The sequence below is a fragment of the Janthinobacterium sp. FT14W genome, assembly GCF_009208755.1.
Classification (GTDB): domain Bacteria; phylum Pseudomonadota; class Gammaproteobacteria; order Burkholderiales; family Burkholderiaceae_D; genus Janthinobacterium; species Janthinobacterium violaceinigrum.
In genome coordinates, this window is the sequence record NZ_WFLL01000058.1 from 1 (window position 1) to 12,296 (window position 12,296).

At 66.6% G+C, this 12,296-nt stretch carries 11 protein-coding genes; 2 read left to right on the plus strand and 9 right to left on the minus strand.

Features of this window, described 5'->3' with window-relative positions:
- The 4 genes from GCN74_RS25285 to gspG form a co-directional block, all read right to left on the minus strand.
- Positions 1-731, minus strand: a 731-nt coding sequence (locus GCN74_RS25285) for a hypothetical protein (RefSeq protein ID WP_152259220.1), incomplete at its 3' end; no start/stop codon positions are given.
- Positions 724-2,430: a GspE/PulE family protein gene (locus GCN74_RS25290; protein WP_193317255.1), complete on the minus strand. Its 1,707-nt coding sequence runs from the start codon at positions 2,428-2,430 to the stop codon at positions 724-726. The genes GCN74_RS25290 and GCN74_RS25285, both read right to left, overlap by 8 nt.
- Entirely contained in the window at positions 2,427-3,632 is a 1,206-nt protein-coding gene (locus GCN74_RS25295) for a type II secretion system F family protein (RefSeq protein ID WP_152259221.1), read from the minus strand. Before GCN74_RS25295 ends, GCN74_RS25290 begins: the two co-directional genes overlap by 4 nt.
- A gap of 38 nt (positions 3,633-3,670) precedes the next feature.
- Positions 3,671-4,114, minus strand: a complete 444-nt coding sequence (gene gspG, locus GCN74_RS25300) for a type II secretion system major pseudopilin GspG (RefSeq protein WP_086138770.1) — start codon at positions 4,112-4,114, stop codon at positions 3,671-3,673.
- Between the two features lie 266 nt (positions 4,115-4,380).
- Between gspG and GCN74_RS25305 the strand changes: the two genes are divergently transcribed.
- Positions 4,381-4,746 (plus strand): protease inhibitor I9 family protein, encoded by a 366-nt coding sequence (locus tag GCN74_RS25305; RefSeq protein ID WP_152259222.1) that lies wholly within the window; start codon positions 4,381-4,383, stop codon positions 4,744-4,746.
- Between the two features lie 6 nt (positions 4,747-4,752).
- Here GCN74_RS25305 and GCN74_RS25310 read toward each other — a convergent pair whose 3' ends face one another.
- The 4 genes from GCN74_RS25310 to GCN74_RS25325 all read right to left on the minus strand — a co-directional run bounded on the left by GCN74_RS25310 (position 4,753) and on the right by GCN74_RS25325 (position 10,000).
- Complete coding sequence (locus GCN74_RS25310) at positions 4,753-5,436, minus strand: LuxR C-terminal-related transcriptional regulator (protein WP_152259237.1); 684 nt, start codon at positions 5,434-5,436, stop codon at positions 4,753-4,755.
- Positions 5,436-6,149, minus strand: coding sequence for a winged helix-turn-helix domain-containing protein (locus GCN74_RS25315; RefSeq protein ID WP_152259223.1), 714 nt, complete (start codon positions 6,147-6,149; stop codon positions 5,436-5,438). The genes GCN74_RS25310 and GCN74_RS25315 overlap by 1 nt, the downstream gene beginning before the upstream one ends.
- A 184-nt stretch (positions 6,150-6,333) precedes the next feature.
- Positions 6,334-6,972 carry an NF038129 family PEP-CTERM protein gene (locus tag GCN74_RS25320; RefSeq protein WP_152259224.1) on the minus strand — a complete coding sequence of 213 codons (639 nt, stop codon included), beginning with the start codon at positions 6,970-6,972 and terminating at the stop codon, positions 6,334-6,336.
- Positions 6,973-6,982: 10 nt separating this feature from the next.
- On the minus strand, positions 6,983-10,000 hold the full coding sequence (locus GCN74_RS25325; protein ID WP_152259225.1) for an ExeM/NucH family extracellular endonuclease: 3,018 nt from the start codon (positions 9,998-10,000) through the stop codon (positions 6,983-6,985).
- A gap of 448 nt (positions 10,001-10,448) precedes the next feature.
- On the opposite strand from GCN74_RS25325, the gene GCN74_RS29405 reads away from it, so the two are divergent.
- Positions 10,449-11,186: a PEP-CTERM sorting domain-containing protein gene (locus GCN74_RS29405; protein WP_226939213.1), complete on the plus strand. Its 738-nt coding sequence runs from the start codon at positions 10,449-10,451 to the stop codon at positions 11,184-11,186.
- 71 nt (positions 11,187-11,257) lie between these two features.
- Here GCN74_RS29405 and GCN74_RS25335 read toward each other — a convergent pair whose 3' ends face one another.
- Positions 11,258-12,289, minus strand: a complete 1,032-nt coding sequence (locus GCN74_RS25335) for a TIGR03790 family protein (protein WP_152259226.1) — start codon at positions 12,287-12,289, stop codon at positions 11,258-11,260.
- Positions 12,290-12,296: the final 7 nt, after the last annotated feature.

The window sequence follows — 12,296 nt, forward strand, 5'->3', positions numbered from 1 at the left end:
GGTGGCGCGCCGCACAGCTGCAGCAGCGTCGGCGCGGGCACGCCCTGCAGCAGCGCCTCGCGCGCCAGCATCCGTTCCAGCCAGTCCTTGCCCGCGCCAGGCGGCACGGGCAGCGCGCGCACGGCGCGCAGGCGGCCGTCGTGCAGCACGCCCAGGGTCAAGGCGTTCTCCTGCAGCTGGCCGAACCAGGCGCCCGCTTTCAGCGCGCCGTGCCAGCGGTTCCAGTGGCGCGCAAATTGCGGCGTAATGAAAATCAGGGCCAGCTTGCGCGCGGCGGCCACGCGGGTCAGCTGCGCCAGCAGCGCACGGGGCACGGCGCAAAAAAACGGCGCGCGCGCATCCCAGGCGCTGCTGCTGTGCCACAGGCCGGGCGCATCGCCATACAGCGACTGGAAGCGCAGCGCGGCGGCCGCCTCGATGTCGGCCAGGCGCGCGGCGCCTTGCGGCGCATCGACCTGCCACAGGCGCGCCAGGCCATCGTCGAGCACCACGGACAATGGCCAGCCCGCGTACTCGCCCGCCGGCAGCAGGCGGTCCAGCAACTGCGCCAGGGCCTGGCCCAGGGCGGAAAAATCGCCGTGCAGCGAGTCGTCCCGCGCATACGCGGCTTCGCCCAGCAAGGTCCATGCGGGCGCGCGCCAGCGGCTGCTGCGCCACAGGCTCGCGTGGCCCGCCGCCACGCCCAGGCGCAGCCCCTGTCCCAGGCTCAACTTCGCAAAACCTCTACGCATGCAGGGTGACCCTCTTGATTTCCGTGATGGTGGTGGCGCCCCGCTTCACCAGTTCCAGCGCCGCCAGGCGCAGGCTGCGCGTGCCGTTCGCATACGCGGCCGCCTTGATCTGGCGGATCGGCTTCTTGTCGACGATCAGTTCGCGGATTTCATCGGTCAGCACGAGAATCTCGGCGATCGAACGGCGTCCCTTGTAGCCCGTGCCGCGGCAGTCGCCGCAGCCCTTGCCCTGCTTGAACTGGTACTGCGCCACGTCGGCCCGCGCCAGGCCCACGCTGGCCAGCTCCAGGTCGTCGGGCACGTACGCGGTGGCGCAATGGGGGCAGTTGGTGCGGATCAGCCGCTGCGCCCAGATGCCGTTCAGGGCCGAGACGAACGCATACGGATCGATGCCCATGTGCGTGAAGCGGCCGAACACGTCGAACACATTATTCGCGTGCACGGTGGTGAGCACCAGGTGGCCCGTGAGGGCCGATTGCACGGCGATTTCCGCCGTCTCGCGGTCGCGGATCTCGCCCACCATGATCTTGTCGGGGTCGTGGCGCAGGATCGAGCGCAAGCCCTTGGCAAACGTCAGCCCCTTCTTTTCATTGACGGGTATCTGCAGGATGCCGGGCAGCTGGTATTCGACGGGGTCCTCGATGGTGATGATCTTTTCGCGCCCGTTGTGGATTTCCGTCAGCGCCGCGTACAAGGTCGTCGTCTTGCCCGACCCCGTGGGACCGGTGACGAGCAGCATGCCGTAGGCTTCCTGCGCCAGCGCGCGCAGGGCTTCCAGCGATGGCGCGTCGAATCCCAGCGCTTCGAGGGTCAGGGCGCCATACGCCTCGATCATGGCGCGCTTGTCGAGGATGCGGATGACGGCGTCCTCGCCATGGATGCTGGGCATGATGGAGACGCGCAGATCGATTTCGCGCCCGCCCGCCTCGACGCGGAAGCTGCCGTCCTGCGGCACGCGGCGCTCGGCGATATCGAGTTCGGCCAGCACTTTCAGGCGCGAGATGATGTGTTCCGCCACTTCGATGCCGTTGACGGACGTGGCGTGATCGAGCACGCCGTCGACGCGGTACTTGACGGCCAGGCCGCCGGCCGTGCTTTCCAGGTGGATGTCCGAGGCACCCGCCTTCAGCGCGTCATACAAGGTCGAGTTGACCAGCTTGACGGCGGGGCTGGCCGCTTCCGACACGCTGGCGAACGACAGCACGGCCGCCGTCTTGCCGTCGCGCCGCGCGTCGGTGGCGGCGCCGGGCAGCAGGCTGTCGACGGCACGCGCCGATTCTTCCTGCTTCGACAGGTAGGCGCCGATGTCGGCCTGCAGCGCAAGGCGCACGCTCAAGGCGCCCTGCCCCGCGCGCGCACCGAGCCAGGTTTGCAGGTCCAGGTCGAAGGGGTCGGCGATCACGCCCACCAGCTGGCCGTCGGCGGCGCGCAGCAGCACGCTGTGGCGCGCCAGCGCCTGCGACAGGGGCAGCACGTCGAACGCGGGAGAAAACGCCAGCATGTCGGCCGTTTCCAGCACGTCCAGGCCGAACGGGCGCGCCAGCGCGCGCACCACGGCGCGCGCCTCGATGCCGCTCAACTGCTGCAATTCCTCGACCAGGCAGCGCTTCGACTGCCGGCACAGGGCGCGCGCGCGCTGCAGCAGCGCGGCGTCGATGGCCACGCCGGCCACGCTGGATTCGGCTGCGCTCGGCATCATGAAATGTCGCCGGCAAGGTCGAAGATGGGCATGTACAGCAGGATCACGATGGCGCCCACGACCAGGCCGATGGCCGCCATCAGCAGCGGCTCGAAGGTGCGCGTGAAACGGTCGATCCAGCGGCTGATTTCGCCGTCGTAAAAGGCGGCCGACTGCGTCAGCATGGGGCCCATGTCGCCCGTGCGCTCGCCCACGCGCAGCATGCGCAGGGAGATGGGCGTAGTCAGCTGATGCTGCTCGAACGCGGACGACAGGGGCTGGCCCGCCTCGATGGCACCGCGCGCGCCCTGCAAGGACGCCTGCATGCCGGGCGAGACCATCGCCTGCACGGTGCCGATCGCCTGCACGATGGTGATGCCGCCCTCGGCCAGCATGCCCAGGGTCAGGTACAGGCGCGACAGTTCATAGATGCGCACGCGCTCGCCGATGCCGGGCAATGTCGCCAGCAGGCGCGCCACGCCGCCATGGCGCAGCACGCGCCGCACGGCCATGAACACGGCGCTGCCGGTGATAAGCAGTCCCAGCAACAGCAGCAAGCCATGCTGCGTGACGAACTGGCCCCAGCTGAGCATCACTTGCGACATCCACGGCAGGTTGCGCCCGGCGCCCTGGTAGACCTCGGCGAAACGGGGCACCACATAGCTGATCAGGAAAGCGCTGACGCCGCCGCCCACGGCCAGCAGGATGGTCGGATAGATGGCGGCGCTGACGATTTTGCTGCGCACCGTGTCGATGCGCTGCTGGTAGTCGATGTAGCGCGACAGCGCGCGCGGCAGGTCGCTGGTGCCCTCGGCCGCCTTGACGATGCCGATGTACAGGGGCGGAAACAGTTCGGACTGCTCTGCCAGCACGGCGGAAAAGCGCTTGCCTTCGCGCAAGCCTTCCAGCAGGCGCGTGAGCACGCTGCGCGTGGCCGGTGCGGCCTCCTTTTCCAGCAACGCTTCCAGCGCCTCGACGATGCCCAGGCCCGCGTTGAGCAAGGCCAGCAATTCCTGGCTGAACAGCAGCAAGGGCAGCGCCCGCGCGCGCTGGCGCCCGGCCGCACTGAACGGCGTGGCCCGCAGCGGACGGATGGCGCTGACAAACAGGCCCCGCGCCTCGGCCTGGCGGCGCGCATCGGCTTCGTCGCGGCCGTCGATCACGCAAGTGTGCAAGGTAGCAACGGCCTGGTCCGTGGAAAGCGCGCGTACTTCAAACTGCATGATGGCGTGTCCGTGACAAAAGAGTGAGCGCGCTGGCCTTATTGCGAACTGATGTCCGCATTCTCGCCGCTGCCGCCCGGTTGGCCATCCTTGCCCATGGAAACGATGTCATATTCGCCCTTGCTGCCGGGCGCGCGGTATTGATAGGCATGGCCCCAGGGGTCGAGCGGCACGGCCTTTTTCAGGTAGGGACCATTCCAGCGCGTGCCGGCGGTAGGCGGCGCGGCCAGCAGCGCGGCCAGGCCCTCTTCCGTGGTGGGATAGCGCCCCACGTCGAGGCGGTAGGTGTCCAGCGATTTTTCAAACGCCTCGATCTGCGCCTTGGCCACCGTCACTTCGGACTTGCCCAGCTGGGCAAAATATTTGGGGCCGACATAGGCCGCCAGCAAGCCGATGATCACGATCACGACCAACAGTTCGAGCAAGGTAAAGCCGCGCGCATGGCGCGTTGCCGCAAGGTTCTGCCTGTGTGCTGCATGCATCAGCTAACTCCTTATTGCCTACCTTCAATACATTGCCGCCATGTGCACCGCTGGTGGCCGCGCACAAGCGGCGCGCGCCTGCCTGATGCCTAGCAGGCTACCATGCCGCTTATGGTAAATACAATCTTTTCTTTGTACTGAAAACAACAAAATTCCTGGGGAAACCATCGAGTTTGCACTCACTCAAGTCGCGCGCCACCTGCCCTGCGGCCGGCGTACAATCGACGCATGGGCGGCCATGCCGCCGCCACCCGCAAAAGGAACGCATGTCTGCCATCCGTCTGAGCCTTGTCCTCCTGGCCGCCGCCAGCGTACTGCCTGCCGGCGCGTCGGCCGCGCCCCAGCGCCAGGCGTACGTCGTGGAACTGCGCGCGCAACTGGCGCCGCCTGACGCGGCGCAAGGGGAAGCGCAGCGGGAAGCGGGACGCCGTGCCGTGCTGGCGCTGGTGCCCGACGCCACGCTGCAATACCGCTACACGGCCGCGCTGAACGGCTTTGCCGCCATGCTGACGCCGGCCGAAGTCAAGCGCCTGCGCGCCAGCCCCCTCGTCGCGCGGGTAACGCCCGGTACCGAGGATCAGTTCAACGGTGGCGGCCCGCACAAGGCGGCCGCCCCCCAGCCGCAGCGCTGAGCGGCATCAGGCAGCCAGCAGGCGCAGCGCGATGCCGCGCGACACGGCTTGCGTGCGGTTGCTCACGCCCAATAATTTATAGATGCGCTGCAAATGGCTTTTCACGGTCCCCCCGCTGATGCCGAGGATTTGCCCCACCTCCTGATTGCTCTTGCCGATGCTGACCCAGTGCAGCACTTCCAGCTCGCGGGCGCTGGCCGCGCGCGCCGCGCCGGCGGGCATCGCCTGCGCGCCGTCCGGCAGCGCCAGCCAATGCACGTGCAGGTAGGGCAGCAGCAGTTCCAGCACGTACGCCTGGCGCGCCGGGTCCGGCCAGGATGCGCAGGGGGCGCAGAACAGGGCAAAGAAACTGCCGCCGCCGGCGCCCGCGCTGCCATGCACCAGCACCCCGTCGATGATGGCCACGCGCCGCCCGCCCGCGCGCCAGGCTTGCGCCAGACGCGCCACCTGCCCCTGACGCGGATCGCCGAGCGCCTGCACCTCGGCCTCGGCCAGCACGGCGCTATGCCACGCCGCGCTGCGCACCACGCCGCCATCGGTGCCCAGCTGGGCGCAGACGAGGACGGCATGCGGCAGCAGTGCCTGCAGCGGCCCCTGGCTCCACAAAAAGAAATCGCCGGGCGCGGCGATGCCATGCGCGCCCAGCACGGCGTGCAGCAGGTATTCCTGCTCCCTCCCCGTCAACAGCATCAGGCGCACACGGCGGCGTCCAGCGCCAGATAACGGTAGCCGCTGCCGCGCACGGTTTCGATGCGCTGGCCGCAGCCGCCCGGCTGCAACGCCTGCCGCAGGCGGCCCACGTGGGCGTCGACCGTGCGTTCGTCCAGATAGGCCGCATGGCCCCACACCTGGTCCAGCAGCTGCGCGCGGCTATGCACCCGGTCCGGGTGGCCCATCAGAAAATGCAGCAGCCTGAATTCCACGCGGCCCAGGTTGACGGACACGCTGCCGGCCGTCACGCGCTGGGTGTGCGGGTCTAGCCGCAAGGCGGTGGTGCCGTCCGCGCCTGAGCTGGCGCGCAAGGCTGCCGGCGCGCGCCGGCGCAGCAGCGCGCGCACGCGGGCCAGCATTTCGCGGGGGCCGAAAGGCTTGCACAGGTAATCGTCGGCGCCGCTTTCCAGCGCCAGCACCTTGTCCTGCTCGCTGTCGCGCGCGCTGACCATGATGATGGGCAAGTCGCACAGCACGCCATCCTGGCGCACCTGGCGCAGCAGCGCAATGCCGGACGCATCCGGCAATACCCATTCCAGCAGCAGCACGTCGGGCGGATCGGCCGCCAGCAAGGCCAGCGCGCCGCGCGCGTCCGGGGCGCAGCTGACCCGGTAGCCAGCGCCCTCGAGGTTATGCGCGAGCAGCGCCTGCATGGCGGGCGCAGGGTCCAGCACCAGGATATGGCCAGGCATCGATGCATCCTCCCGAAAAAAGTTGGCAGCAATCATGAAAATACTAGACTGCCCGACAAGTTTTTTACTATGCATCAAGCGTAAAACGGTGGCCAATACAATTTAGTTTCCTGATTTATAGCTATTCCGAATAAATAGTCAAAACACAGCGGGCCATGGGCGCGCTGTGTCCAGACTGGAAAGACTAGGCCGGGATGGCAGGCTGGCGGCGGCGCAGGGCAAACGCGATCAGCGCCAGGCCGCCCGTGAGCATCATCCATTCCGACGCTTCCGGCACGGCCGAGATGGACGCGATGCTGGCGTAGCTGTTGCCGGTAATGCTGGCAGGCAAACCGCCGTTGAGCGGGGTCAGCTCGAATTGCAGCAGGTTGCCGTTCGCATTGCCCAGGTAGGACGTGGCCGTGGCGTCGAGCAAGCCCACGCCAAACGTCGTGCCCGCGTTGCCTGCCGTGTTCAGGAAGTCGCCGCCAAAGACGATATTGAAACCAAACTTGCCGCCCAGGGTCACGTTGTGAAACCAGTCGTTGTAGGCGCCACTATTGCCGAAGGTCAAGGTACTGGGCAAGCTGCCGCTGACGCTGCCTTCCTGCGATTCCAGTGCGCCGAAAGCGCCCGAGAAATTACTGAGGACGGCACTGGCGCCGGGCGCCGGGCTGTTGCCGGCGATAAAGGCGAAATCGAGGAAACCGGCGCCCGAGAACGCGCTCGTGTCGATTTCCACGCGATAGGCTAGCGGGTCCGCCAGCGCCAGGCTGCTGCTGGCGGCCAGCACGGCGGCCAGTACGGCGCGGCGCAGGGCCGGAGGAAGTGTCGTTGTCATCATGATGGTGTCCTTAGAAATTGCCGGCGTAAATGCTGGCGGAATAATTGATCGTCACTTTCGACGGATTGCTGAAGCTGACGGCAAACGAGGCCGTGGCGCCCGGCGCCAGGCTGGCCGCATTCACCGTGACATACGCGGCACCCCCATGGCTGCCCGTGGCGTTGGCCAGGCTGACGCCGGCCGGCAAGCCGCCGAACACCACCTGGAACGGACCGGCCAGGGCACGCGTGCCCGTGTTGGTGAACGAGAACGTGCCCGTGTACTGTTGCGTCACGCGGTTGTACGCGAGGCCCGAGCCGGCTTGCGCCACGCCGGCCGTGATGTCGCGGTAGGCCGGCTGCAAGTCCAGGCTGATGACGACGGGATCGTGGTCCGAGGCGCGGTAGGGCAAGGCGTTGTACAGGTCTTGCGGCTTGGCCGAGTCGATGTTGTAGTCGATCACTTCCGGCTCGTCCGCATTCACATGCCATTCAGCCACGCCCGCCACTTGCGGGCTCAGCGAGGCGCTGGCCAGTGCATGGTCGAGGTAGCCGCTCTGGCCGCCGAACACATACGAGTACGGCATGCCGGACGGCCGCACGAAGCGCTCGAGTTCATTGACGAAGCCGGCGCCCGTGATGACCTGGATCGGATCTTCCGCGCCATACGAATTGAGGTCGCCGATGACCAGCACGTCAGCGTCGCCTGCAGCGGCCGCCACCTGCGGCACGAAGCTGCCCACCAGGCGCTGGGCCTGCTGCACGCGGGTAGCGTTCCAGCAGCTCTGGCTATCGTTGTTGTCCGCATCGGGACCCGTGCCGGACGGGCAGCTGCCCTTCGACTTCAGGTGGTTGACGATCAGCGAAAACTTTTCGCCATTGCCCGCCTGGAAGGTTTGCGCCATCGGCGGACGGTTGTTGATGGCGTTGGCGTCCGACAGGGCGCCGCCCACCAGGCCCAGCCTGGCCGGCTTGTAGATCATGGCCACGCGGATGGCGTCCGTGCCCGTGGCGGCCGGCTTCGGCACCACGGCGTACGTGACGCCGCCGATGGCCGCGTTCAGCTGCTCGACCAGGTAGGTGACGGCCGTTTCGCCATTGTTCTGGATTTCCATCAAGCCCACCACGTCCGCATCGATGGCTTTCAGTTCGGCCACGATCTTGTCGCGCTGGCGCTCGAACTCGGCCAGGTTGTCGGCGCCGCGGCAATTGCTCTTGGTGGTAGATGAACCCACGGTACAGCCCTGCCCCGTCTGGCCAAAGATATTGTTGCCATTGGTAAAGGTCGTAAAGAAATTCAGCACATTCGCGCTGGCCACCTTGACGTTGCCCGATGGCAGTTCCGGGCTGCCCGTGCGCGGGTTGTCGCGCGAAAACTGCGGCGGCTGCGTCGGCTGCAATTTGTACGCGGCGCCGCCACCGCCGATGGCACCGAAATCCACCACGCCCGTCAGGTCGGCCACCGTGTCGCCGCTGCGCACCGTGTTGTCCTGGCCGATGTAGGGAATGGCGGGCGGCGTGACGAAAATGCCATCATCGAGCACGATCAGGTTGTTCGCATTGGCGGCGATCAAGGCTTGCGCTTCGGCGGAGCCGGCCGGATAGCGGTTGGTCGGCACTTCGCGCCGTCCCGCCGACAGGCTCAATTCGCCGCGCGCGCCCAGGTAGGCGTTTTGCGACACGGTCAGTGGCTGCGTGAAACGCACGAGCATGCCTTCCACGGCGGCCAGCTTGTCGTTCGGCAAGGTCACGTTCGTGGGCACGATGCTGTGGCCCGCGCTTTGCGTGAGGATGGCCGTCACGTCCTTCAATTCTGTGTAGGAATTCTTTGCGCCCGTGGGCGTGTATTCGAACACCGTGCCCGTCACGCGCACCAGCTCGCCCGGCTGCACGGTGGTGGCCGTCGCACCCGTGTATACAAAGATGCCGTCCGACGTGGACGGGTCGCCATCGCCGGCCGCGTCCTGGATGAAGAAGCCCGTGCCCACCTTCAGGGTCACCACGCCCTCCGTCGTCTGCACGGAATTGGCGTAGGGGCTGGCCGCGCCCGCGCCCTGGATTTGCGGAATCGTGTGGCTGACGGCAGCCAGGCCTTGCACCGCGACATCGACCTTGCAGGTGGCCGTCTGCTGCTGGTCATTGCTGAAGCTGACGATGACGGGGTAATTGCCGACCGGCACGCCGGCAGCCACCAGCAGGCTGACCACGGCGCTCTCGCCCGCCACGCCGGCCGCGCTGAAACCGGCCAGGCTGATGCCGGCCACGGCCGGCGAGCTCAAGATAGCGGCGTTCACGACGCCATCCACGTCGGCTGCGCGCAGCACGGCGCTGCCGCCGCTGCCCGCAGCCAGGGCCAGGCTGGCCGGACAGCTGGTAATGATTTTGTGCACGACGGGGCCGCCGCATACATTCAGCGGCGAAGCCGTATTGCGCGGCGTCACGCTGCCGGTGGCGAAATCCACGCTGTTGTCGTCCGTGTCGCCGCAGCCGCCATTCGCGCGCAGGATGGACAAGGTATTCGATGGCGCGGGCGCCACGGCACCTTCGAAGCCGTTGGCCGTGCCGAACCCGACGAGGTCGATGACGGCCGCGCCCGTGGGGCTGGCGCCCACCTGGGCCGTCTTGCTATTACTCAACAACACCTTGCCCGTCGTGCCCGACAAGGCCAGGCCGCCCGTGGCGTCCGGCGTGGGCAAGTCCTGCGTGCCGCCCGCGCCTTTGGCTTGCTGGACCAGCAAATACTGGCCAGGTTGCAAATCGATAGCCGGCAAGGCCGTCACGGACCAGCTCGTATTGGCGGCGGCGCCGTACTGCACGCTCCAGTTGCTCAGGTTGACGGGGCTGGCGCCGCGGTTGAACAGTTCAATGAAATCGTTGCGGTACACGGCACCCGTGTTGCCGCCACCGCCATACACCTGGCTGATGACGATATCGGAGGCGGCCAGGGCCGGCAGGGACAGGCTGGCCAGCACGGCGGCCATGACCGTCAGGCGCAGGGGCTTGTGCAGGGGCGAAGGCGAAACGGACGGGGCGGCAAGAGGGGAAGGCATGGTTTTCCTGGTCAGTTAAGGGTGGCCGGCCCGGGTGGGCGCTGGCAAGCTGGTCTTGATAAAATGATGACGAACTTATTATTTACATACTAAACAGCGCGCATGACGAGTTGATGACATTTGATTAAGCTGAACGGAGTAATGGCGGAACGGAATCCAGGCGGGCTGCCGCATGCGGCCAGTATCTTTTCAGCAACGCCAAGCGCGACAAAGCAATGCCGGCGCGCATGTGGCCGCGCAATGTGATATAATTCAAACAAATAAGTTTAGTTCCTGATAAGAAATTGAACTGCAACACCAGACCCCGTAGTGCAGGCCCCATCCATGCCTGACCTTGAAATGCTCTCCCGCCTTGCTCGCAACAGTAGCCTGGACGGGACCAGCAACAATCGCATGCGGATAGCCGCGTCGAGCGACGCACCGTTCCATGCTTTTTGAGAGATCGATCATGCCAACACCAATTTTCACGCCAGCCTCTTCCCGTCCCTTGCTTCTGGCCGCCGCATTGATGCTGTTCGGCGCCAGCGCCCAGGCACAGACACAAGCGGCCGCGCCTGCTCAGCAGAATGAAAAGAATTGCCAGGCCAGCACGCACGCCGCGAACGGCAATGCGAAAGATGCCAACCTGGACGGCACCTACAGCGCCTGCAGCCTGGCCAACGGCTTCATCGGCGCAGGTACGCGCACCAACGACGGCACGAACAAGACGCCGGAATTCAACGGCGGCGTATCCGACCAGGAATTCCGCAACGCGCAATCGGGCGACAATAACCACCGCCTGGCCACGCGCCAGTTGCCGGCCGACAGCAGCGCCGAGGAACCGCGCAAGGCGCTCGCCAACAGCGACCGCAACTTCCGTTTTGCCACGCGCGACTTCGTGGCGTCCGAGGAAAACCGTCCGTTCGACGATGGCCCCGGCTATACGGCCCCAGGCCGCTCGTACAACCAGGCCCGCGGCAGCGACACCTATGCGCCCCTGGTCGTTTCCCGGCCGCTCGGCGATGGCTTGCCCACGGGCAGTAACGGCGGCGGCGTGGGCGGCGGCGGCTCCGGTGGCGGCTTCACGGGCGGCAGCATCATTCCCGTGACGCCGGACATTCCAGCCGTGCCGGAACCGGAAACCTATGCCATGCTGCTGGCCGGACTGGGCCTCGTCGCCCTGGCGCGCCGCCGCAAAAGCAAGTAACAGCCGCAGTCACGCTGCACCATGAAAAAAGGCCCGCAAGGGCCTTTTTTATTGTCGGAAAGAATCAGGTTTCAACGCCGGAAGCCCGCGTACGGGGCTGCCAGCGGGTCGCCGATGAACAGGCCCTGGGCGGGCCACAGCACGCTGCCCCAGTACGCTTCCAGCGCCGTACTGCCGGACAGGTAGCGGCGCAGCAGCACCGTCGGATTGGGAAACTTCTGCCAGTAGCTGCACGGTTCGCTGACGGTGCCATAGCTGGCCGTCGCGCCCGCTTCCAGCCAGCGCTGGCTGCTCATCTGGCTGCTGCCCTGCAAGTCGCCGCCAAACGAAGTCAGGTGATCGGCCAGGGCGCCAGGCAGGAAATGCAGGGTTTCCAGCTTGGCCACCTTGGCCAGTCCCGTCTGGTACACCATGATGTCTTGCGCCCCTTCCAGGCTGTCCGCCTTGAGGTTCTTGACGGTCAGCTTGCGCTGGCGCACCACGCCCGCGGGCGGAAAGAAGGCGGCCCGGCTGTTGCGCGCCGGGTCGCTGGTGGTCAGGTAATACGCGCTGGCCGCCGGCACGGAAAAGCCGCTGACGGCGCCGCGATCCACCACGGCCTTGGCCTCTTCCACGAAATCGATGGGCAGCAGCATCGACAGACGCAAGCCCAGCTGCGTGTAGGGCTGCGCCGCCTCGCTGTTGAAATACGTGCTGGGTTTACCGGGATCGCAAGTCTTCGCGCATTGATCCCCGTCATAACCGAGGGTGAAGGCGGCCGTGATGGCATTGCATTCGACGGCATACGGCGCGCTCCACACCATCAGCACGGCCTGGATCTCGGGTTTCAGCTGCGCATTGATGCGCTCTTTCAGCTGCGTGAACTGGTCGACGCTGAGCTTGCGCGGGCGGTTGGGGATGTTGACGTGCGCCACATTCGCGGCGGGTATGCCGTGCGCCTTGCGGTAGTACTCGCCCACCTCGACACTGTTGGGCTCGGCATCGTTGATGACGATGGCCAGCTGCGCCGCCTGCACGCCGGGCGGCGCAGCCGGTGCGGCTGGCGCGTCGGCATGGGCGGCGCCGGCGGCCAGCGCCAGCGAAAGACAAAGGAAATTACGCAAGGGTCGG

Excerpts from the sequence above, each read along its gene's own strand:
- GCN74_RS25310 (WP_152259237.1), bottom strand. The coding sequence starts at position 5,436 with ATGCTGTTGACGGGGAGGGAGCAGGAATACCTGCTGCACGCCGTGCTG.
- GCN74_RS25290 (WP_193317255.1), bottom strand. The coding sequence starts at position 2,430 with ATGATGCCGAGCGCAGCCGAATCCAGCGTGGCCGGCGTGGCCATCGAC.
- GCN74_RS29405 (WP_226939213.1), top strand. The coding sequence starts at position 10,449 with ATGCCAACACCAATTTTCACGCCAGCCTCTTCCCGTCCCTTGCTTCTG.
- GCN74_RS25295 (WP_152259221.1), bottom strand. The coding sequence starts at position 3,632 with ATGCAGTTTGAAGTACGCGCGCTTTCCACGGACCAGGCCGTTGCTACC.
- GCN74_RS25325 (WP_152259225.1), bottom strand. The coding sequence starts at position 10,000 with ATGCCTTCCCCTCTTGCCGCCCCGTCCGTTTCGCCTTCGCCCCTGCAC.
- GCN74_RS25305 (WP_152259222.1), top strand. The coding sequence starts at position 4,381 with ATGTCTGCCATCCGTCTGAGCCTTGTCCTCCTGGCCGCCGCCAGCGTA.
- GCN74_RS25315 (WP_152259223.1), bottom strand. The coding sequence starts at position 6,149 with ATGCCTGGCCATATCCTGGTGCTGGACCCTGCGCCCGCCATGCAGGCG.
- GCN74_RS25320 (WP_152259224.1), bottom strand. The coding sequence starts at position 6,972 with ATGATGACAACGACACTTCCTCCGGCCCTGCGCCGCGCCGTACTGGCC.
- gspG (WP_086138770.1), bottom strand. The coding sequence starts at position 4,114 with ATGCATGCAGCACACAGGCAGAACCTTGCGGCAACGCGCCATGCGCGC.